Raw genomic sequence first — 21,545 nt, forward strand, 5'->3', positions numbered from 1 at the left:
AGGGTGCCATGAACTCGTTTCTCGGCGCGACGCGCTTTATGGTGATCCTTGCGGTGCTTGGCGCGCTCCTCGCGGCGGTCACGATCCTGATCTACGGCTTTGCCGAGGTGGTGCAGCTGGTGCTGGCCACGATCGAGACGGGAGAGGTTTCGCGGAAGGGCGCCAAGGCGCTGACGCTGGAGATGATCGAGGTGATTGATCTGTTCCTTCTGGGGACGGTGTTCTTCATCATCGGGCTGGGGCTTTACGAGCTCTTCATCGACAGCGATGTGCCTTTGCCGCGCTGGCTGGCGATCAAGACTTTGGATGATCTCAAGGACAAGCTGATCGGCGTGGTGGTCGTTGTGCTTGGGGTGCTCTTCCTCGGCCAGGTGGTGGGCTGGGACGGAGAGACGGACCTTATGGGATACGGCATCGCCATAGCCGTGGTGATCGCGGCGCTGACGTATTTTCTGGCGAGCAAACCGTCGAAGGCCAAGAAGGACGAGTGAGTGGAGTGCACAATTTTCGCATGAAAATTGTGTCTCTTCAGAACCCCCAAAATATCAGGATGGCCGGGACCGAGACGCCCACGATGATCAGCTCCAAAGGCAAGCCCATGCGCCAGTAATCGCCAAACTGGTATCCGCCGGGTCCGAGGATGAGCGTATTGTTCTTGTGTCCGATCGGCGTGAGGAAGGCCGCCGAGGCCGCGACCGCCACTGCCATCAGGAAAGGGTCGGCGGAGACGCCAAGCGAATTCGCCATCTGGATGCCGACGGGGGCCGCGACAATCGTGGTGGCGGTGTTGTTGAGCACATCCGACAGCGTCATCGTCACCACCATCAGCACGGTCAGGATCGCCCAGGGCGGCAGACCTTCGGTCAGCCCCACGAGCGCGCCGGCGATCAGCTCGGTCCCGCCCGAGGTCTCCAAAGCGGCGCCCAGCGGGATCATGGAGCCCAGCAGCACCACGACGGGCCATTCGATGTGGTCGTAGATTTCGGTGATCGGCAGGATCTTTGTCAGGACATAGCCCACCACGACCAACCCCAGAGCGACCGGCAGGTAGACCAGCCCGAAGGAGGCAAGCGCGACGGCGCCTGCGAACATGGCGATGGCAGCCCAAGTCTTGGTATCTTCGGTCACGGCAAGGCCCCGGTCGGCCAGAGGCAAACAGCCGAGCCATTGCACCACGTCGTCCGCCTGCTCGCGCGGGGCGAGGAGCAGGAGGATGTCGCCGGGTTTCAGCGTCACCTTGCGCATTTGTTTCGTGATCCGCCGTCCCTTACGCGCGATCCCCAAAAGCACCGTGCGACGACGCCACGAGAGACCCACCGCTTGCGCGGTGCGCCCAGAGAGGCGGGAGGTGTCGGTCACGACCACCTCGATCAGCGCCACGCCGTCGCCCTCAGCCTTGAGCAGCTCCTCGCGTTTCTCGTCGGCAAAATCGAGCTTGAGCGCGGTGCGGAATTCATCGAGCGCCTCGGGCGTCGCCTCGACCACCAGCGCGTCCTGTGCCTGCAGCAGGGCGCCGCGGGAGGTGCCCGCCCGCCGCTTCCCGTCGCGATTGATGCCAACGATCTGCACGTCTGCTTTCTCGGCCGCCTCTTCGAGCTCGGAAAGACGCTGGCCGATGAGCTTGCTCTCCTGCGGGATGACAAGCTCGGCGAGGTACTCCTTCAGATCCTCCGCTCCGGCGCTCGCGCCTTCCCGCTGGGGGATGAAGCGCCAACCGATCAGCGCGACGAAGGCAAGCCCCGCGATGGCTGCGACACCGCCCACTGGGGCGAAGTCGAACATCCGGAAGGGCTCGCCGAGGCTGTCGGCGCGGATTTGCGCGATAATAATGTTGGGGGGTGTGCCGATCAGCGTAACCATGCCTCCGAGGATGGTCGCGAACGACAGGGGCATGAGCGTCAGACCTGCAGCGCGGCCCGCCTTGCGCGCAGTCTGCACGTCGACTGGCATGAGGAGCGCGAGCGCCGCGACATTGTTCATGAAGGCCGACAGCACGCCGCCGATCCCGCCCATCAGCGCGATATGCGCGCCCATCGAGCGAGAGCTGTCCACAAGCGTCCGGGTGATCAGAAACACCGCGCCCGAGCGCACCAGCCCGGCGGAGACGACAAGCACGAGCGCCACGATCACCGTCGCGGGATGGCCGAAGCCGGAGAAGGCGTCCTCGGTCGGCACAACCCCAAGGATCACGCCCAGCACCAGCGCGGAGAAGGCCACAAGGTCATAGCGGAACCGCCCCCAGAGAAGCAGGCCAAAGACAGCGCCGAAGAGCGTGAAGAGGATGATCTGGTCAGTCGTCATACGCGCACCATGTTGGCAAATGCAGCGCGGGCGCAAGGGCCGGCGCGCCTCCCCTTGCGAGGCCCGGCTTGCCTGCGTAGAAGCGGCACCAGCAGCAGAGTGAGAGGGAGACGCGCCATGGCAGGCCACTCAAAATGGGCGAACATCCAGCACCGCAAGGGACGGCAGGACGCGGCGCGGTCCAAGCTCTTTTCCAAGCTCTCCAAGGAGATCACCGTGGCCGCCAAGATGGGCGACCCGGACCCGGACAAGAACCCGCGCCTGCGCCTCGCGGTCAAGGTGGCCAAGGGCCAGTCCATGCCGAACGACAACATCGACCGCGCTATCAAGAAGGCGATTGGCGGTGAGGGTGAGGATTACAAGGAAATCCGGTACGAAGGGTACGGTCCCGGCGGCGTCGCCGTTATCGTCGAAGCGATGACCGACAACGTGAACCGGACGGCCTCCACCGTGCGCTCCACCTTTGGCAAGAACGGCGGAAACCTCGGCGAGACGGGCTCGGTCGGGTTCATGTTCGACCGCAAGGGCGAGGTCACCTACGGCGCGGATGCCGGGGATGCGGACGCCGTGATGATGGCCGCGATCGAGGCGGGTGCCGAGGACGTGGAAAGTTCCGAGGACGGGCACGTGATCTGGTGCGCGGATACCGACCTCAACGATGTGTCGACCGCTCTTGAGGCCGACTTGGGAGAGTCCGACGAGACAAAGCTCGTGTGGAAGCCGACGACCACCACGGAGCTGGACCTCGAGGGCATGCAGAAGCTGATGAAGCTGATCGACGCACTCGAGGATGATGACGACATCCAGCGGGTGACGACGAACTTCGAGGCGTCCGACGAGGTGCTCGATCAACTCTGACGGGGCCACTCCTCGCGCCGTCTGGCGCGCGTCGTTTGGCCGGAGCGCTCCGTCGCGCGCGTCGTTTGGGCAGAGCGCTGCGATGCGACATGATGTGACGCTTTTCGTCTGGGCAGAGGTGTTCAGGGGTTGGTAACGTCCTCGAAGTTTCGGGCGACTCGTGCCCGGGCAGAGGAGGACGACGATGCGCTTTTCCGCGCTCCGCATTTTGAAAGAGGGGCTGACCGGCAACACAGGCTGGACGCCGCACTGGCGCGATCCCGAGCCGAAGTCCGAGTATGACGTGGTCATCATCGGCGGTGGCGGGCATGGCCTCTCGACCGCCTACTACCTGGCCAAGAACCACGGCATCAAGAACATCGCGGTGCTGGAGAAAGGGTATCTGGGCGGCGGCAACGTCGGGCGAAACACGACGATCGTGCGGGCCAACTACTTTTTGCCGGGCAATTCGCAGTTCTATTCGCATTCGCTCAAGCTTTGGGAGGGGCTGGAGCAGGATCTCAACTACAACGTGATGCTCTCGCAGCGCGGGCAGCTGATGCTGTGCCACTCGGATGGGCAGCGCGATGCCTTTGCCCGGCGCGGCAACGCGATCCGCAACCAGGGGGACGATGCGCAGCTTTTGAGCGCCGATGAGGTGCGCGCCGAAGTGCCGTATCTGAACTTCGAGAACCTGCGGTTCCCGATCTATGGCGGGCTCTTGCAGCGCCGGGCCGGGACGGCACGCCACGACGCGGTGGCCTGGGGGTATGCGCGCGGCGCGGACCAGCGGGGCGTGGACCTCATCCAGAAGTGTGAAGTCACCGGGATCGACGTCGAGAACGGCAAGGTGACGGGTGTGCAGACCTCGCGCGGGGCGATCCGGGCCAAGAAGGTTGCGATGGTGGTCGCGGGCCGGTCGAGCCAGGTGGCCGCGATGGCCGGGCTGCGCCTGCCGATCGAGAGCACGGTGCTGCAGGCCTTTGTGACCGAGGGGCTCAAACCCTGCATCGACCATGTGATCTCCTTCGGGATGGGGCACTTTTACATCAGCCAGTCGGACAAGGGCGGGCTGGTCTTCGGCGGGGACATCGACTTTTACGCCTCTTACGCGCAGCGCGGGAACCTGCCGATGAAGGAGCACGTGATGGAGGCGGCGATGACGCTGATGCCGATGATCGGCGAGGCGCGCGTGCTGCGGTCCTGGGGCGGGATCATGGACATGACGCCGGACGGCTCTCCGATCATCGACCGGTCGCCCATCGACGGGCTCTTTATCAACGCGGGCTGGTGTTATGGCGGGTTCAAGGCGGTGCCGGGCTCGGGCTACGCGCTCGCGCATCTGATGGCGACGGGCCAGCCGCACGAGAGCGCCGAGGGCTTTCGTCTGGACCGGTTCCGCACCGGGCGCGGACTGATGGACGAAGAGGGCACGGGCTCTCAGCACAACTTGCACTGACACCTGCGATGCCGGGCCAGGCTGCCGGCGGCGCGTTTTGAGTTTATTTTGGAAGAATAAGGGGGAGGCCGCGCCATGAGACTGCACTGTCCCGTTTGCGGCGAGCGGGATCGCCGGGAGTTCTACTACCGCGGGTTCGCGGGCGCCTTGCAGCGGCCTGCGCCGGATGCGGGTGAGGATGCGTGGAACGACTACGTGCACGACCGGGAGAACCCGGCGGGTGTGTGTGAGGACCTTTGGTGCCACGCGGCGGGCTGCGGGGCGTGGATCGTGGTGACGCGCAACACGGTGACGCACGAAGTGCTGGGCACGCGGCTGGCCGAAGAGGCGGGAGCTGATGATGCGGCTTGAGACAGGCGGTCTGATCGACCGCGGGCAAAAGCTGCGGTTCTCGTTCGACGGGGTCGGGTATTCGGGGTTTGCCGGGGACACGCTGGCGTCTGCTTTGCTTGCCAATGGCGTGCGCATGGTCGGGCGGTCGTTCAAGTACCACCGTCCGCGGGGTGTCGTGACGGCGGGCTCGGATGAGCCGAATGCGTTGATGACCGTGGGGCGCGGCGCGAGCGCGGCGCCGAACGTGCGCGCCACGGTGCAGGAGCTTTATGACGGGCTGAGTGCCAAGTCGCAGAACGCCTGGCCGTCGCTGTCGATGGATGTGCTGAGCGTCAACGATCTGGCGGCGCCCTTCTTCGGGGCGGGGTTCTATTACAAGACGTTCATGTGGCCGAAGTCGTTTTGGGAGAAGGTCTACGAGCCGTTCATCCGTCGGGCGGCAGGTCTCGGCGCGCTGTCGGGCAAGCCGAGCGAGGCGGTTTATGAGAAGGCTTACGCCTTTTGCGATCTGCTTGTGATCGGGGCCGGGCCGACGGGGCTGATGGCGGCTTTGACAGCGGCACGCGCCGGGGCCGATGTGATCCTCGCCGATGAAGATACGCGCATGGGCGGGCGGCTGCTCTCGGAGCGGGAAGAGGTGGGCGGCACGTCCGGCTCGGAGTGGGTCGACGGTGTGCTGGCGGAGCTGCGGTCCATGCCAAACGTGCGGCTGATGACGCGCACGACGGTGACAGGCGCCTACGATCAGGGCACCTACGGCGCGCTCGAGCGTGTGTCGGAACATGTGCCGCTGCAGGAGGCAGCGCCCAAGGCGTGTTTCTGGCGGATCGTGGCGCAGCAGGCTGTGCTGGCCGGCGGCGCGATCGAGCGGCAGATCGCCTTTGCAAACAACGACCGGCCGGGGGTGATGGTGGCGGGCGCCGTGCGCTCCTACGTCAACCGATACGCCGTGGCGCCGGGCAAGCGCGTCGCCGTCTTTGGCAACAACGCTGGGATTTACCGCACCGCGCGCGACCTGATCGCCGCAGGGGTGGAAGTCACTTGCGTCGTCGACAGCCGCGAGGGGCAGGCCGAGGACGTGGGCGCGCGCGTCTACGAAGGGGCAGTGGTTGCCGGCGCCGAAGGGCGGCGCGGCTTGCGCGAGGTTGTGGTGCGCCGGCCAAACGGCTCGGTCCGCGTGCCGGCGGAGTGCCTGGCCGTGAGCGGCGGTTGGAACCCGGGTGTGCACCTGACGTGCCACATGGGCGGGCGCCCGGTATGGGATGAGCGCATCGCGGCCTTCATGCCGCCCGAGGGCGCGGTGCCGGGGCTGCACCCGGCAGGTGCGGCGCGTGGGGTGTTCTCGACCGCGGGCTGTCTGACGGATGGTGCAAAGGTCGCGTCGGAGGCATGCGAGGCGCTTGGTCTGACCGCCAAAGCCAGCGCGCTGCCGAAAGCTGAGGACGGCACCTACGATGTCAGCCCGCTTTGGACGGTCGAGGGCAAAGGCCGCGCCTGGCTCGATTTCCAGAACGATGTGACGGTCAAGGACATCCGGCAGGCGGCCAAGGAGAATTTTGCCTCCGTCGAGCATATGAAGCGTTACACGACGCAAGGTATGGCCACGGATCAGGGCAAGGGGTCGAGCATCCCGGCGCTGGCGATCCTCGCGGATGCGACCGGGCGCACGGTGAGCGAGGCGGGGACGACCACGTTCCGCCCGCCCTTTGTGCCGGTGCCGATCGCGGCGATGGGCGCAGGTGCCGAGGGCAAGGGCTTTGCGCCCGAGCGCTTTACCACCTCGCACAAGGCAAGCGTCGAAATGGGCGCGCCGATGATGGAGGCGGGGCTTTGGTATCGCCCGTCTTACTTTCCCAAGGAGGGCGAGACGACCTGGCGCGAGGCCTGCGACCGCGAGGCGGCGATGGTGCGCGAGAGCGTCGGCGTCTGTGATGTGTCGACACTGGGGAAGATCGACATCCAGGGACCGGACGCCGCCGAATTTCTCGACTTCGTCTACACCGGCATGTTCTCGACCCTCAAAGAGGGGCGTGTGCGCTACGGGCTGATGCTCCGCGAGGATGGCCATGTCATGGATGACGGCACGACCGCGCGGCTGGGTCCGAACCACTACGTGATGACGACGACCACCGCGGCGGCGGGGCAGGTGATGCAGCATCTGGATTTTGTCCAGCAGTGCCTGCGCCCAGACCTCGACGTACGGTTTGCCAGCGTGACGGAGCAATGGGCGCAGTTCGCCGTCGCCGGTCCCAAAGCGCGCGCGCTCCTCGATGCGATCTGTGACGCGCCGGTGGACCTGCCCTTTATGGGGTGCGGGCCGGTGTCGGTGGCGGGCATCGCAGGCCGGCTTTTCCGCATCTCCTTCTCAGGGGAGCACGCCTACGAGATCGCGCTGCCGGGACGCTATGGCGATGCGCTCTTCCGTGCGCTGGTGGCGGAGGCGGAAAAGCTCGGCGGCGGCGCCTACGGGATGGAGGCGCTCAACGTGCTGCGCATCGAAAAGGGGTTCATCACCCATGCGGAGATCCACGGACGCACAACCGCCTTCGACATCGGCATGCAAGGCATGGTCAGCAAGAAGAAGGACTGCGTCGGCAAGACCATGTCCGAGCGTCCCGGCCTGAAGGACGAAAACCGCGAGCGGCTTGTGGCGCTGCGCCGCGTCGATGGCAGCGAGATGCCGATGGTCGGTGGGGCGCATCTCTTTGACGAGGGCGCCGAGTCGGTCCGCAAGAACGATCAGGGGTACGTCACCTCGGTCGCGTACTGCCCGGCGCTGGGCGAGAGCCGGGCGCTGGCCTTCCTCAAGCGCGGGCCTGACCGGATGGGCGAAAAGGTCAAGCTGGTCGACCATGTGCGCGGCCAGACCTTTGTCTGCGAGGTGGTTGCGCCCGTGGCCTTTGACCCCGAAGGAGGGCGTTTGCGTGATTGACCTGACCCCCCTCAGCCCCCTCGCGGGACAGGACCCCGTGAGCATCGGTGATGTGACGCTGGCGGAGGTGGACCTTGGCCCGCTGACGCTTGTCCTGCCTTTTAAGGGAAAGGCGGGCGCTGTCGGAGACGCGCTGGGCCAGTCGCTGCCAGCGCCGCTCAAGAGCGTAAACCACGGAAAAGGCAGTATCATCTGGTTTGGTAAAGATGGCTTTCTGGTGACTGGAGAGACCGTTGCCGACGCGGTCTCCGAGCACGCCGCCGTGACCGACCAATCGGATGGTTGGGTGGCGGTGACGCTGTCTGGAGCAGGCGCCGAGGACGTGCTGGCCCGGCTTGTCCCCATCGACCTGCGCGTAGCGGCCTTCCCCGAAGGTGCGACGACCCGCGGGGAGGTGATGCACGTGGCGGCCTCGATCACACGGACGGGTGCGGAGGAGTTTACGATCCTCGCCTTCCGCTCGATGGCTGAGACACTGTGGCACGAGCTGGAAGCGGCGATGCAGAAGGTTGCCGGGCGCGCCAGCCTCTAGCCCCGAATCCTTGAACTCGGGGCGCGGCGGGCGATACTCACACACATGAGCCTGCCGCCCGGATTCCTCGACGAACTGCGCACGCGCCTCTCCATCGGGGACGTCGTCGGGCGCAAGGTCATGTGGGACCAGCGCAAGTCCAACCAGGCCAAGGGCGACCTCTGGGCGCCCTGTCCCTTCCACCAAGAAAAGACGGCCTCGTTCCACGTCGACGACCGCAAGGGCTATTACTACTGCTTCGGCTGCCACGCCAAAGGGGACGCAATCTCCTTTGTGCGCGAGACCGAGAATGTGAGCTTCATGGAGGCGGTCGAGATCCTTGCGGGCGAAGCAGGTCTCCAGATGCCCGCCCGCGACCCGAAGGCCAAGGAAAAGCAGGACCGCCGCACGCAGTTGACCGAAGTGATGGAGCAGGCGGCGCAGTTCTATGCCCTCTCCCTCCGGCAGGGCGTGGGCGCGGCGGCACGCGACTACCTCAAGGGGCGCGGGCTCGATGGCGCAGCAGCGGAGCGGTTCGGCATCGGCTTTGCGCCCGAAGGCTGGCAAGTCCTTTGGGACCACCTCACCGGCAAGGGCATCGCGGAGGACCTGATCCTCGCCGCCGGTCTCGCCAAGCCGAGCCAAAAGGGCGGCAAGCCCTATGACACGTTCCGAAACCGCATCATGTTCCCGATCCGCGACCCGCGCGGACGCTGCATCGCCTTCGGCGGGCGCGCGATGGACCCGGGCGACAACGCCAAATACCTCAACTCGCCCGAGACCGAGCTCTTCGACAAATCGCGCACGCTCTACCACCACGGACCCGCGCGTGAGGCGGCGGGCAAGGGCCAGACCCTGATCGTGGCCGAAGGCTACATGGACGTGATCGCGCTCGCGCGCGCAGGGTTCGAGGCGTCCGTTGCGCCCCTCGGGACGGCGGTGACCGAGCACCAGCTGGCCCACCTCTGGCGCATCTCGGACGAGCCGATCATCGCGCTCGACGGGGACACGGCCGGCCTGCGCGCCGCCTACCGGGTGATCGACCTCGCGCTGCCGCTGCTAGAGGCGGGCCGGTCACTCCGTTTTGCGCTTATGCCCGAGGGGCAGGACCCCGACGATCTGATCCGCGCCAAAGGCCCGCAGGCGGTGCAGGAGACGTTGGATGCGGCGCTGCCGATGGTCCAGCTCCTCTGGCGGAGGGAGACCGAGGGCCGCGTCTTCGACAGTCCCGAGCGCAAGGCTGCCCTCGACAAAACGCTCCGCACGGTGCTGCAAACGATCAAGGACCCTTCGATCCGACAGCACTATGGCCAGGAAATCAAGGACTTGCGCTGGCAGCTCTTCCGCCCCCAGCGGAGCGCTCCCAAGGGCGGCAAAGGTGCGTGGCGCGGCGCGCAGGCGCCCGTGCAACCGGTCGCAGGAACGCGCGCGAGCCAGGTGGTCGCCGACGAAGGCGCGCCCGAGCGCACGCGCGTTGCGGTCATCCTCGCGATCTGTCTGCGCTATCCGGCGCTGGCCGAGCGGTTTGAAAGCGGGCTCGAGGCGCTCGCGCCCGGTGATCCCGCGCAGCGCACAGTGCTGGACGCCGTGCTGCAAAACCTCGGCTCGGACAGGCTCGACCAGGACGTCGCAGGCCAGGTCGGCGCGGCGGAGGTTGACGCGCTGATGGCCAATCCCCATGTCCGCGTCACGCCCTGCCTGCGCACGGCGGATGGCGCGGAGCTCGCGCAAATCACCCTCGCCGAAGAACTCGCCAAGCTCGAGGCGATGCGCGGACACGCGCTGGAGTTGGCCGAAGCCGTCGAAGACCTAGATGGCCCCGTAGACGAAACCCTGACCTGGCGTCTCGCCCAGGCCGCCGAAGCCCGCGACCGCGCCATGCGCAGCGGGCAAACGGACACCACCGAATACGACACCGGCGCCAACGGCGCCCGCATGAGGCGCGACGAACGCGCCGCCTTTGACGCCCTGATGGATCAGATTGGCCACGGAAAAGGGTCGAAATAGCACGGGTTTGAAGGATTTTGTCACCTTTGACCCCTATACGTCTGGCCGAATCAGTTGCGAATCAGGATGATTCGAGTGATTCGCCTTAAGAAGCCTCCGCGGAGCCCCGCGGCGCAGCCCTGTAATCCGCGCAGCCCCGCGGCGCAGCCCTGTTAAAGGAGCACGACATGGCCCCGAAGGACACTGAAGACCGCAAGACGGACGTCCAGGATTCCGAAATCTCGCTCGACATGAGCCAGGCCGCGGTCAAAAAGATGATCGCCGAGGCGCGCGAGCGCGGCTACATCACCTACGACCAGCTCAACACCGTTCTGCCGCCCGACCAGGTCTCGTCCGACCAGATCGAGGACGTGATGTCGATGCTCTCCGAGATGGGCATCCAGGTCACCGAGGATGACGAGGAGGCCGAGGAAGAGGACAAGGGCTCCACCGAGGTCGCCACCACCGCCCAGAACAAAGAGGTCGCGCTGTCGTCCGGGGAGAGCGAAAAGCTCGACCGCACCGACGACCCGGTCCGCATGTACCTGCGCGAAATGGGCTCGGTCGAACTTCTCAGCCGCGAGGGCGAGATCGCCATCGCCAAGCGCATCGAGGCCGGGCGCAACACGATGATCCTGGGGCTCTGCGAGAGCCCGCTGACCTTTCAGGCGATCACCATCTGGCGCGACGAACTTCTGAGCGAAGACATCTTGCTGCGCGATGTGATCGACCTCGAGACGACGTTCTCTGGCCAGATGGGCGAGGATGGCGAGGTCGAGGAACCCGTCGTGCCGACCGCCGGTGGCGCCGCACAGCCCGCCGCCAAGGCGCAGGAGCAGGAGCTCGACGCCGACGGCAACCCGATTGCCAAGGACGACGATGAGGACGACGACGAGCAGGCCAACATGTCGCTCGCCGCGATGGAGGCCGCGCTCAAGCCGCAGGTGCTCGAAACGCTCGACCGCATCGCCGAGGATTACACCAAACTCGCCGAAATGCAGGACAACCGCATCTCGGCCACGCTGAACGAGGACGACACGTTCTCGGACAAGCAGGAGGCGGCCTACCAGGCGCTGCGCTCGGAAATAGTCGAGCTGGTGAACGGGCTGCACCTGCACAACAACCGCATCGAGGCGCTGATCGACCAGCTTTACGGCATCAACCGCCGGATCATGCAGATCGACAGCTCGATCGTGAAACTCGCCGACCAGGCGCGCATCAACCGCAAGGAGTTCGTGGGTGAATACCGCGGGCGCGAGCTCGATCCCAACTGGCTCGAAGAGATGTCGCAAAAGGCGGGTCGCGGCTGGCAGATGTTCATCGAGCGCTCGGCGGACAAGGTCGAGATGCTCCGCACCGACATGGCGCAGGTCGGCCAGTATGTCGGCCTCGACATCAGCGAATTCCGCCGCATCGTCCAGCAGGTCCAGAAGGGCGAGAAAGAGGCGCGTCAGGCCAAGAAGGAAATGGTCGAGGCGAACCTCCGCCTCGTGATCTCGATCGCCAAGAAATACACCAACCGCGGCCTGCAATTCCTCGATCTCATTCAGGAAGGCAACATCGGCCTGATGAAGGCCGTCGACAAGTTCGAGTATCGCCGCGGCTACAAGTTCTCCACCTATGCAACGTGGTGGATCCGTCAGGCGATCACCCGCTCGATCGCCGACCAGGCGCGCACGATCCGCATCCCGGTCCACATGATCGAGACGATCAACAAGCTGGTCCGCACCGGTCGTCAGATGCTCCACGAGATCGGCCGCGAGCCGACGCCCGAGGAGCTGGCCGACAAGCTGCAGATGCCGCTCGAAAAGGTCCGCAAGGTGATGAAAATCGCCAAGGAGCCGATCTCTCTCGAGACGCCCATCGGCGACGAGGAAGACAGCCAGCTCGGCGATTTCATCGAGGACAAGAACGCCGTTCTGCCCCTCGACTCGGCGATCCAGGAGAACCTCAAGGAGACAACGACGCGCGTGCTCTCCTCGCTCACCCCGCGCGAGGAGCGGGTACTGCGGATGCGGTTCGGGATCGGCATGAACACCGACCACACGCTCGAAGAGGTGGGTCAGCAATTCAGCGTGACCCGCGAGCGTATCCGCCAGATCGAGGCGAAAGCGCTCCGCAAGCTCAAGCACCCCTCGCGATCGCGGAAGCTGCGGTCTTTCCTCGATCAGTGACTTATTGGCGGTCGCCGCGCTTCGGGCTTGGCGACCGACCACCGACTGATCTAACCACCGACTAATCTAACCAACGTTTGATCCACCCCACGTCTGATCGTCAATCGGAGGTCCCGACATGTCGTTGCTGTCGAAACTCTTTGGGGGCAAGTCCGAACCCGAGGCAGAGCCGCCCGCGAGCTATGACTACAAAGGCTACACGATCACGCCCGATCCTGTGCGCGATGGCGGCAAGTGGCGCGTCGGCGCGCGCATCGACAAGGAAATCGCCGGCGAGGCCAAGTCGCACAGCCTGATCCGCGCCGACCTCTTTGACGATGCGGACCAGGCCAAGGCCGCCTCCAAGGGCAAGGCGGAGCTGATGATCGACCAGCTGGGCGACACGCTCTTTCGGACCTGAGCAAACGCCGTGACGCAGCCCTTTGCACCCCACGGAGAGATCACCGTTTCGACACGCGGGCAGGGCCTCTACGAGATCACCTCCGACGTCGCCGCCCGTCTGCCGAAACGGGACGGCGTCCTTACGCTCTTTGTTCGGCACACGTCCTGCTCGCTCCTGATCCAGGAGAACGCCGACCCGGACGTGCAGCGCGACCTGCTTGCCTGGCTCCAGCGCTTTGTCCCGCCGGCCACCGATCCGTCGTTCACCTACCTGCGCCACACGCTCGAAGGGCCGGACGATATGCCCGCGCATATCAAGGCATCCGTGCTGCCCGTCAGCCTTTCGATCCCTGTCTTGCGCGGGCGCATGACGCTCGGCACCTGGCAGGGCATCTACCTTTTCGAGCACCGCGACGCGCCACATTTCCGCCGCATTGCCGCACAGTTTGTTTCCAGCACGGCGGATTGACGCAGGGGCATCCGCCCTGCATGGTCCGCGCGAGAGAGTAAGGGGTAGACCATGTCCAGAAAGACCGACGGCGATTACATCATCATCGACGACATCATCGATGACCGCGCCAAAGGCGACACGTTCGATTTTGGCACCGCAGGTGACGCGCAAGGTTACGTCATCATCGAAGACTTCGTGATGGGCCGCAAAAGCGACTTCATCATCATCGAGGATATCATCGACTATATGGTGACCTCCGGCGGCGACACCGCGGGCTATATCATCATCGAAGACTTCATCATGGCGCGCGAAGGGTCCAAGGCCACCGTCACGGTCGAGCCGAGCCCGCAAGGCTACATTATCATCGACGATATCATCGCCGACCGGTCCAAGGACTACATCATCATCGACGACATCATCGATGACATGGCGGGCGCGGGCGGCAACGGTCCGGCGGGCTTCATCATCATCGACGATGTCATCGCGGATCGCGCCAAAGACTTCATCATCATCGAAGACATCATCGACGATCGCTCGGACCAGTTCATCATCATCGAAGATATCGTCTCGGATCGCGCCGAGGGGTTCATCATCATTGATGACTTCATCATGGCCCGCGAGGGCGCCGACATCGTGATCGACGATGTCATCATTTTGCCGGTGTCCGCAGACCAGGACATCATCATCGACGACGTCATCGTTCTGCCTTTCTCGGGTGGGCAAAACATCGTCATCGACGATGTCATCGTTTGGCCTGCCGACCAGGATTACATCATCGTCGACGACTTCATCATGGGCTGACGCCACTGTCGCCCCCAAGACACCCAGCGTGCCGCAACATGCTGGGTGTGCCTTTCATGGCTACCCAAACTCTGCCAATGGCCCTATAAGGGCTGTGGATAATTGGGGACCAACCCCAAAAGGCAGAGGAGCGAGGGGCATATGCGGTGTCCATTTTGCGGTAACGTCGATACGCAGGTCAAAGATTCACGTCCCGCCGAGGACCACGTCGCCATCCGCAGGCGGCGGTTTTGCCCGGCCTGTGGCGGACGCTTCACAACCTACGAGCGTGTTCAACTGCGCGATCTGGTGGTCATCAAATCGAGCGGGCGCCGCGAGGATTTCGACCGCGACAAGCTTGAACGCTCCATCCGCATCGCCCTTCAGAAACGCCCCATCGAGCCTGAGCGCGTCGACCAGATGATCTCTGGCATCGTGCGACGGCTCGAGTCGATGGGGGAGACCGACATCTCCTCCAAATCCATCGGCGAGATCGTCATGGAATCGCTCGCGCGCATCGACACCGTCGCCTATGTGCGCTTTGCCAGCGTCTACAAGAACTTCCAGGCCGCCGACGATTTCGACAAGTTTGTCAGCGAGTTGCGCCCCGACACGTCCAAGCCGGAGGCGTGAGCGCGAACCACACCCGCTGGATGCGGATGGCGCTTGCGCTGGGCCGCCGCACCATGGGGCAGACGTGGCCAAACCCCGCCGTCGGCTGCGTCATCGTCAAGGACGGGCGGGTCGTCGGACGCGGCTGGACCAAAGCTTCGGGCCGCCCCCATGCCGAGACCGAAGCCCTTGCGCAAGCCGGCGCCGCCGCGCTGGGCGCCACCGCCTATGTCACGCTGGAGCCTTGTTCACACCACGGCCAAACGTCGCCCTGCACGGATGCTTTGATCACAGCTGGTATCGCCAGGGTTGTAGCCGCGATGCCCGACAGCGATCCACGCGTCAGCGGCACAGGCTTTGACAAGCTGCGCGCGGCAGGGGTCGAGGTCGTCACGGGCGTCTGCGCCGCTGAAGCTTCCGAGGACCACGCCGGTTTCTTCAGCCGCATCGAGCGTAAGCGCCCGATGGTGACACTGAAACTTGCCCTTTCGCTCGACGGGCGCATCGCGACGGCGACGGGCGAAAGCCAGTGGATCACCGGGCCGGAGGCCCGTGCCGAAGTGCACCTGATGCGGGCGGCGCATGATCTGGTGCTGGTGGGCGGCGGCACGGCGCGTGCGGATGATCCGTCGCTGACGGTGCGTGGACTTGGACCGATGCCGCAGCCGGTGCGCACCGTGGTCTCCCGGCGGCTCGATCTGCCGACCGAGGGCCAGCTTGCACGGACCGCGCGCGATCTGCCGGTCTGGCTTCTGCACACCGGTGACGCGCCAGAACACCGGATGGCGGATTGGCGCGCGAAGGGCGTAGAGCTTTTTGTCTGTGCCAAGGCGGGCCGCCATGTCGATATGACTTCGGCCCTTACTACGCTGGCGGAGCGCGGCATAACGCGTGTCTTTTGCGAGGGTGGCGGGCAGCTTGCCGCGTCGCTTTTGTCGGCGCGGCTGGTCGACCGGCTTGTCGTCTTTTCCGCCGGGATCGCGCTGGGCGCGGAGGGCCAGCCCGGTCTCGGGGCCATGGGCGTTGAGCGCCTTTCCGAGGCGCCACGGTTTGCGCTTGCCGAGACGCGCGTGCTTGGCGCTGACGTGATGCAGGTCTGGCGCGCGCGCTAGCGCCACAAATGGGCGTAGCTCGCCGCCTTTCCCTGAACTTTTGACAAGAGGCGCAAGCCTGCGCCAGCCCGGGGCAGCGGGCCGTGGATGAGGCGCGACACGACGACTTCGGGTGGACACGCCTTCCCGGTCACGGGGTCGAAATACCGCGGGTAGTCGATCAGCGTCGCATGGATGAGGCCGTTCAAGGAGACCTCTGCCGTCCTGCGTTCCGGCGTTTCGCCAAGGTCGCGGGTCAGGCCCCACCCGGCGTAGAACGGCGCGCCGAGCGTCACGACCGCGACATCGCGCAGCAGCGCCTCGAACCCCAGCAAGGAGGTCATCGTCCAGACTTCGTCCACCTCGTCCAAGAGCGCGATCGGGTCGGCGTGATCCAGGACAAGGTCTGCGAGGCCCTGCGCCTGATCCATTGGGATCGCGCCGGGGCGCAGGCCGGCCTCCACATCGGGGTGCGGCTTGTAGAGGATGACCGCGTGCGGGTGCGCCGCACGCGCGGCCTGCAGGAGGCCGAGGTTTGTACACACCGCGCCCGCCCCAGTCAGAATCGACGCGTCGTTTTCGACTTGGCCGGGGACGAGGATGTGCCTGCCTTCCGGTAGGTTGGGAGTGCTGCGTGTGAGATTGTACTTGCTCAGGCCGCCGTCCACGATGCTGCGGCGCAAGCGTTCCGACCGTCTGTCCTGATCGGGCCGCAGTTTGGCGCGGCGGGCGATCCAGTCTTCGAGTCGCGAGGGCTGCGACGGGTCGTAGTAAATGCCGAGATCGTCCGCGACGAGCGAAAGCGGCGGGACGAGTTCGGCGCCCAGACCGCGGGAGCGCAGGAAGCCATCCTCGACCCTTATTGAGCCGGGCGCGGCGGGCTTGGAGGCCCAGGTCATGTGTCGGCGCCCGTCTTCGCGGGCCTTTTCTTGCGCGCGCGCCGTGTCGTCGAACCGCATGGCGCGGTCCTGGCCGAACACCTTTTGCAGGGGGCGCCGTTTCCACAGGCGCATGCCTGAGGCGGTCCAGCCCTGATGGTCCTCGCGCCAGCGGCGAACCTCCGCGTGAAGGATGTCGACCGCGGTTTCAAAGTCGCAAACCTCGGCGCGAAACGGGTCGTACCATGTCGGTGCGAGGATATAGGCGGCGGCGAAAAGCTGCGCCCGGGTCAGCCGTCTTTCGCGGCGCGGGACGGGGGTCTCATCGGCGGTGAGCCCCCAGCCGGCGTAGAAGGGCTGGCCAAAGACGCGCGGTTTGTGGCCGGCCATGATCGCCTCGAGCCCGAATTGCGAGGAGAGCGTGTAGACACCGACGGCGCCTTCGAGCAGAGCGTGCGGGCAGACGGGGGCCGAAAAAAGCGCAACGCGAGCCGAGGCGTCGGCTTCGGTGTAGTAGCCCGCCCGGTGTCCGGCGGCGGTCTCGGGGTGGGTTTTGATCAGGACTTGGGCTCCGGGGTGCTCTTCCTGCGCAAAGACGAGCATCTCCTGAAAAAGCGCGCGGTTGCCCTTGGAGGCCGTTACTGACGCGTCGCCGCGCGTTTGGTCGACGACAAGTACGTAGCCGGGGTCCGGCACTTGGGCGTCTGGCAGGAAGGCATTGTATTTGCTCAAGGAAAGCTCCTTGAGCCGGGCCATCCCGTCGCGGGCGCGCTGCAGGAGCTGCGCGTCGTCAAGCGGGTGGGAGGCCAGGAGCTTTTCGAGGTCCGACGGCACGCGTTGGTCGAAATGCACGCCGCTGTGGTCGATAAGCAGACCAAGGGGCGGTGCGCCTGCGCGGCCGGGATGGACTGATCGGAGGAAGGCGTCCTCCACCCGCATCAGCGCGGCGCCACGGCGGGCGGCGATGGCCTCGCCCCGGTGGGCGGTGGGGGAGTTGCCCCATACCGCCACGGCGTCTTCGGCGCGGGGCAAGCCAAACCGCACCGGATGCCCGGCGGCTGCCATGATGCGCCTGACGCGGCGCTGGGTGAAAAAACCGCCGTTGAATGCAAAAACCCGCCGCGGGGGGGCGGCGGGTTTGGAGCCGTCCGAGGACGACGTCATGTGTCAGCCGCCCTCGAGCGTGGTCGAGAGCCCTTCGACGGTGGTCGTGGTCGTGGCCACGGCGCCGAGCGTGCCGGTCACGGCTGTCAGCACCCGCGAGAATTGCGAGAACGGCGCCTCGGTCACGTAGACCGTGTCTCCGTCGCGGATCAGGAAGTCGCGCGCCAGGAACAGCCCGTTCGGCCGCGTCAGGTCGAGCACGTAGATCATCCGCTGCGCGCCCTGCAGATCGCTGCGTCCGAGCACCTGGTTCGATATCTCGCCTGCCTCGTTGCGGAACACAAAGACGCCCGTCGGATCGGACGACGCCGCCAGAAGGCCGCCGACCTGCGCGATGGCCTCGACGGCAGAGATGTTCTGCGTCTCGAACGGGACGCGCGCCTGCGTGCCGGTGGTGCCGAGCGTGGTAAAGGCGCGGGTGTCCTCCTCGACCAGGATGCGGTCACCGCCGCGCAGGGCGATGTCGAAACCGGGGTCGTCGTAGAGGTCCTCGAACCAGATCTTTTCGCGCATCGTGCCACGGATCACGGTGACTTGCGCGATTTCCGGCTGGATTGTGATGCCGCCGGCCTGCGCCAGCATGGTCGAGAGCGTGCGCGTGGGTCGTTCGATGGCGTAGACGCCTTGTCCGCCGACGGCGCCCACCAGCGACACGGTCGAGCCGTCGCCCGCGACGCGGCGCACCTGCACCTGCGGGTCCGGCGTCTGGTCTTCGAGCTTGCGCGTGATCACGCGGCGGATCGCCTCGGGCGTGTTGCCGGCCGCGCGGATGCGCCCTGCGTAGGGGACAAAGATCATGCCGGCGCTGTCGACCTGCACCTCTTCGAGGATGGTGGAGTTCGATGCCTCGCCCGCCAGAAGACCGTCGTCGACGTTTTCCCAGATTGTCAGACCCAGCGTGTCGCCGGGCCGGATCACGTCCGACGTCAGAAGGCCGGCGTTCTGAAAGTGCTCGGTAAAGCCGAGCGCGGGCGCCACGGCGGTGGCGCGGGTCACGCGGTCGTTGACCGAGACGACAAAGGCGTCGCCCTCCTGCATCACGCTGCCTGCAAAGATTTCACGCTTGTTCGGTCCCGCGCGGGGAAGTCCACAAGACGCAACGACGGCGACTGCCGCCAACAGCGCGACGGAGCGCGCCAGACGAGTGGGTCTGGATGTCACTGCCGGTCTCCTCGACCTAGTTCTGCCTCAGTTTTTTCTTTTCACGGTAAAGATGTGGCGGTCAAAAATCCAGCGGGGGCATGGACAATGCAGGTCTGGAGGCAAGACTGTTGCAAGAGTGGCGCGTTCACCGAGCAGGTTTACCACGGGTTGTGTGGCCCGGTTTCTTGACCGCAAGGCCCATGAAGCGCCTGGTGCGAGGGGTGCCCGTCTCGGTCTGGCGGCTCGCAGGCATACCGGCGCAGTGAAGGGTGTTCCGGTGCGCTGATCCTGTCTGCGAGCCTCGCAGTCGTTTTCGCGGGGATAACAGATCGCCGATCGCCGATCGCCGATCGCGGATGGGTGGACGGGTGCCGGGATCAAACAAGTTTGGCGGATCGACTCCGCGAATGTTGCTTGATCGTTGTCGAGGGCCAAGGCGGCCTTTGACGGCTGCTCAACTCCCCGCGGTGACGCCGCCCGGAACAGGTGCAGCCTAGTTTACCAACCGCAGCTGCTGGCGTGGGGCTGCAGTGCCGGAGGCAAACCCGTCGTAGGGATCCTCGCCCGCCAGCATCATGTCCACCACCTGCCGCATCAGCTGGCGCCGGCCGCGCGCGGCATAGAACCCGCCCGGCAGTTGTGACGTCTCCAAGAGGAACCGGCGGTAATCCTTGTACGCCTTGTTGTCCGGGCGCGAGGGCTGCGCAAAGAACTCCGTCAGCGGCTGGGTCGAGACGAACTCGGGCTTGGAATAGACCGCGCGGCCAAACACTTTGAGCGGGATGCCGCGCCAGAGCACCTGCTGCCCGGCGGTCGAGTTGACCGTGACAGCCGTCCGCGCATCGTTCAAAAGCGCCGCCAGCTTGCCGCCCCGCACGTAATGCACGCGGTCGCGGATCCCGCAGGCCCGCGCCAGCGCCTTGACCGTTTTACGCACCGGCACGCGCCCATCTTCGAGCGGATGTGCCTTGATCACCAGATGATGATGCCCCGGCGCGCCCTCGGCAAACCCTTCGATCACGACGCGCAGAAAGTCCGTCATCGTCTCGAAGTTCGAGTGCTGCTGAAAGCTGCTGTCATGCTCGAGCTGCAAGAGCGTCAGGTGATAGGGAAACCCGCCCGTCCTGATGCGATGCGTCGACACCCATCGGTCGAGCGCCAGGAACGGCATCAGCAAAAGTCTTTTGAGGTAAAGCTGAAACTCCTTGGTCACCGGAATCGCCCTGTGCGAGCGCAGGTTGCGGTAAGCTCCATTACGAAAGAGCACGAAAAAGTGGTAAAGCGCGCCATAAAAGACGTGCTGGCGCATGTCCCCCCAATGCGCGGGCGGCAGAGGCGCCTCCATGTCGCTCAGCTTGAGCGCCTCCTGCATGTCGCCGACGCTCATATCCATGAGCCTCGAATTCCCGTTCGACCCGCCCCGCTCGTAGGTCACCCAATAGGGGCGCATGTAGCCTTCTTCGAAGACATGGATGGTCAACCCCAGCTCTTCGGCGATCTCCACCGCGCGGGCGTGCACCGGGCGCGTGTCACCGTAAAGCACGATGTCCGTCACGCCCTTTTCGGCCACCAGCGCGCGGAATCGCTCCGGCCAGTCCGCCAAAGCATCGGTGTAGGGGATGTAGGACGCCGGGTGATACCAAAACGCGCGATCGCCTGCATTAAAGCCAACACGCCACACCTCGGCGCGCGCCTTGCGCAGCATCAAGCCCAGCCGGTGAAAGAACGGCCCGTGCGGTCCCTGCAGGAACAGGAAGACGCGGGAAGGGGCGGCGTTGCTCATCGGGGCGCTCTGTCTCATAAGGCGTTTGACACGACCCTACCCATCGAGCTGGGCGAAATTATGGCAGCTTGCCGCCATATCCGCCGGAAAGGAGCCACATGTTCACCGGGATCATCACCGACGTCGGCATCTTGCGCGAAGTCCACCAAAAGGGCGACCTGCGCGCCCGCATCGGCACCGCCTACGACACCGCGAGCATCGACATCGGCGCCTCGATCGCCTGCGACGGCGTATGCCTGACCGCAGTGGACCTTGGCCCCGATTGGTTCGACGTCGACATCTCGGCAGAGACCGTCGCGATGACGAACATCGGTCACAACGCCTGGCAGACCGGACGCCGCATCAACCTCGAACGCGCGCTCAAAGTGGGCGACGAGCTTGGCGGCCACATCGTCTCCGGCCACGTAGACGGCACCGCCCCCGTGGTCGAAATGCGGGACGAAGGGGGCAGCACCCGCATCGTCATGGAGGCGCCCGAGGAGCTCGCAAAGTTCATCGCCCCCAAAGGCTCCGTCGCCCTCAACGGCACGTCCCTGACCGTGAACGAAGTCTCCGGTCGCCGCTTCGGCATCAACCTTATCCCGCACACCAAGGAGGTCACCACCTGGGGCGAGATCAAGACCGGCGACCTCATCAACCTCGAGATCGACACGCTCGCACGCTACGTCGCCCGGCTTGCCGAGGCAGGCTGACCCCAGGACTTCTTCTGGCTAAAAGTATCCCGGGGAA

General features: G+C 65.4%; 18 protein-coding genes. 14 read left to right on the forward strand and 4 right to left on the reverse strand.

Features of this window, described 5'->3' with window-relative positions; all coding sequences use genetic code 11:
- The first annotated feature begins 8 nt into the window (after positions 1-8).
- Positions 9-491, forward strand: a complete 483-nt coding sequence (locus ACU0B3_RS13475; protein WP_446261373.1) for a YqhA family protein — start codon at positions 9-11, stop codon at positions 489-491.
- A 37-nt stretch (positions 492-528) separates the two neighbouring features.
- On the opposite strand, the gene ACU0B3_RS13480 is transcribed toward ACU0B3_RS13475, so the two are convergent.
- The gene (locus tag ACU0B3_RS13480; protein WP_446261374.1) at positions 529-2,301 is read right to left on the reverse strand and encodes an SLC13 family permease; all 1,773 of its coding nucleotides are present in this window, start codon (positions 2,299-2,301) and stop codon (positions 529-531) included.
- A gap of 117 nt (positions 2,302-2,418) precedes the next feature.
- On the opposite strand from ACU0B3_RS13480, the gene ACU0B3_RS13485 reads away from it, so the two are divergent.
- The 12 genes from ACU0B3_RS13485 (at position 2,419) to ribD (ending at position 15,869) form a co-directional block, all read left to right on the forward strand.
- Positions 2,419-3,159 carry a YebC/PmpR family DNA-binding transcriptional regulator gene (locus tag ACU0B3_RS13485; protein WP_446261375.1) on the forward strand — a complete coding sequence of 247 codons (741 nt, stop codon included), beginning with the start codon at positions 2,419-2,421 and terminating at the stop codon, positions 3,157-3,159.
- Between the two features lie 184 nt (positions 3,160-3,343).
- Positions 3,344-4,597 (forward strand): sarcosine oxidase subunit beta family protein, encoded by a 1,254-nt coding sequence (locus tag ACU0B3_RS13490; protein ID WP_446261376.1) that lies wholly within the window; start codon positions 3,344-3,346, stop codon positions 4,595-4,597.
- A 75-nt stretch (positions 4,598-4,672) separates the two neighbouring features.
- A complete protein-coding gene (locus ACU0B3_RS13495; RefSeq protein WP_446261377.1) occupies positions 4,673-4,948 on the forward strand; it encodes a sarcosine oxidase subunit delta in 276 nt (91 codons plus the stop codon).
- Complete coding sequence (locus ACU0B3_RS13500; protein WP_446261378.1) at positions 4,938-7,862, forward strand: sarcosine oxidase subunit alpha family protein; 2,925 nt, start codon at positions 4,938-4,940, stop codon at positions 7,860-7,862. The genes ACU0B3_RS13495 and ACU0B3_RS13500 overlap by 11 nt, the downstream gene beginning before the upstream one ends.
- Positions 7,855-8,394, forward strand: a complete 540-nt coding sequence (locus tag ACU0B3_RS13505) for a sarcosine oxidase subunit gamma (protein WP_446261379.1) — start codon at positions 7,855-7,857, stop codon at positions 8,392-8,394. Before ACU0B3_RS13500 ends, ACU0B3_RS13505 begins: the two co-directional genes overlap by 8 nt.
- A gap of 45 nt (positions 8,395-8,439) precedes the next feature.
- The gene (gene dnaG / locus ACU0B3_RS13510; RefSeq protein ID WP_446261380.1) at positions 8,440-10,380 is read left to right on the forward strand and encodes a DNA primase; all 1,941 of its coding nucleotides are present in this window, start codon (positions 8,440-8,442) and stop codon (positions 10,378-10,380) included.
- Between the two features lie 167 nt (positions 10,381-10,547).
- Positions 10,548-12,533, forward strand: coding sequence for an RNA polymerase sigma factor RpoD (gene rpoD / locus ACU0B3_RS13515; RefSeq protein WP_446261381.1), 1,986 nt, complete (start codon positions 10,548-10,550; stop codon positions 12,531-12,533).
- A 118-nt stretch (positions 12,534-12,651) separates the two neighbouring features.
- The gene (locus ACU0B3_RS13520; protein WP_446261382.1) at positions 12,652-12,933 is read left to right on the forward strand and encodes an HlyU family transcriptional regulator; all 282 of its coding nucleotides are present in this window, start codon (positions 12,652-12,654) and stop codon (positions 12,931-12,933) included.
- Between the two features lie 9 nt (positions 12,934-12,942).
- Positions 12,943-13,383 (forward strand): secondary thiamine-phosphate synthase enzyme YjbQ, encoded by a 441-nt coding sequence (locus ACU0B3_RS13525; protein WP_446261383.1) that lies wholly within the window; start codon positions 12,943-12,945, stop codon positions 13,381-13,383.
- A 51-nt stretch (positions 13,384-13,434) separates the two neighbouring features.
- The gene (locus ACU0B3_RS13530) at positions 13,435-14,166 is read left to right on the forward strand and encodes a hypothetical protein (protein WP_446261384.1); all 732 of its coding nucleotides are present in this window, start codon (positions 13,435-13,437) and stop codon (positions 14,164-14,166) included.
- A 141-nt stretch (positions 14,167-14,307) separates the two neighbouring features.
- Positions 14,308-14,778 (forward strand): transcriptional regulator NrdR, encoded by a 471-nt coding sequence (nrdR, locus tag ACU0B3_RS13535; protein WP_446261385.1) that lies wholly within the window; start codon positions 14,308-14,310, stop codon positions 14,776-14,778.
- A gap of 20 nt (positions 14,779-14,798) precedes the next feature.
- On the forward strand, positions 14,799-15,869 hold the full coding sequence (gene ribD, locus ACU0B3_RS13540) for a bifunctional diaminohydroxyphosphoribosylaminopyrimidine deaminase/5-amino-6-(5-phosphoribosylamino)uracil reductase RibD (protein ID WP_446261461.1): 1,071 nt from the start codon (positions 14,799-14,801) through the stop codon (positions 15,867-15,869).
- On the opposite strand, the gene ACU0B3_RS13545 is transcribed toward ribD, so the two are convergent.
- The 3 genes from ACU0B3_RS13545 to ACU0B3_RS13555 all read right to left on the reverse strand — a co-directional run bounded on the left by ACU0B3_RS13545 (position 15,866) and on the right by ACU0B3_RS13555 (position 20,816).
- Entirely contained in the window at positions 15,866-17,890 is a 2,025-nt protein-coding gene (locus tag ACU0B3_RS13545) for a capsular polysaccharide biosynthesis protein (protein WP_446261386.1), read from the reverse strand. The two genes, ribD and ACU0B3_RS13545, sit on opposite strands and share 4 nt — an antisense overlap.
- A 3-nt stretch (positions 17,891-17,893) precedes the next feature.
- Positions 17,894-19,051, reverse strand: coding sequence for a polysaccharide biosynthesis/export family protein (locus ACU0B3_RS13550; protein WP_446261387.1), 1,158 nt, complete (start codon positions 19,049-19,051; stop codon positions 17,894-17,896).
- Between the two features lie 475 nt (positions 19,052-19,526).
- Positions 19,527-20,816 (reverse strand): capsule biosynthesis protein, encoded by a 1,290-nt coding sequence (locus ACU0B3_RS13555; protein ID WP_446261388.1) that lies wholly within the window; start codon positions 20,814-20,816, stop codon positions 19,527-19,529.
- Positions 20,817-20,914: 98 nt separating this feature from the next.
- Here ACU0B3_RS13555 and ACU0B3_RS13560 point away from each other — a divergent pair, with 98 nt between their 5' ends.
- The gene (locus ACU0B3_RS13560) at positions 20,915-21,508 is read left to right on the forward strand and encodes a riboflavin synthase (RefSeq protein WP_446261389.1); all 594 of its coding nucleotides are present in this window, start codon (positions 20,915-20,917) and stop codon (positions 21,506-21,508) included.
- Positions 21,509-21,545: the final 37 nt, after the last annotated feature.

This window comes from Pseudaestuariivita sp., assembly GCF_052825805.1.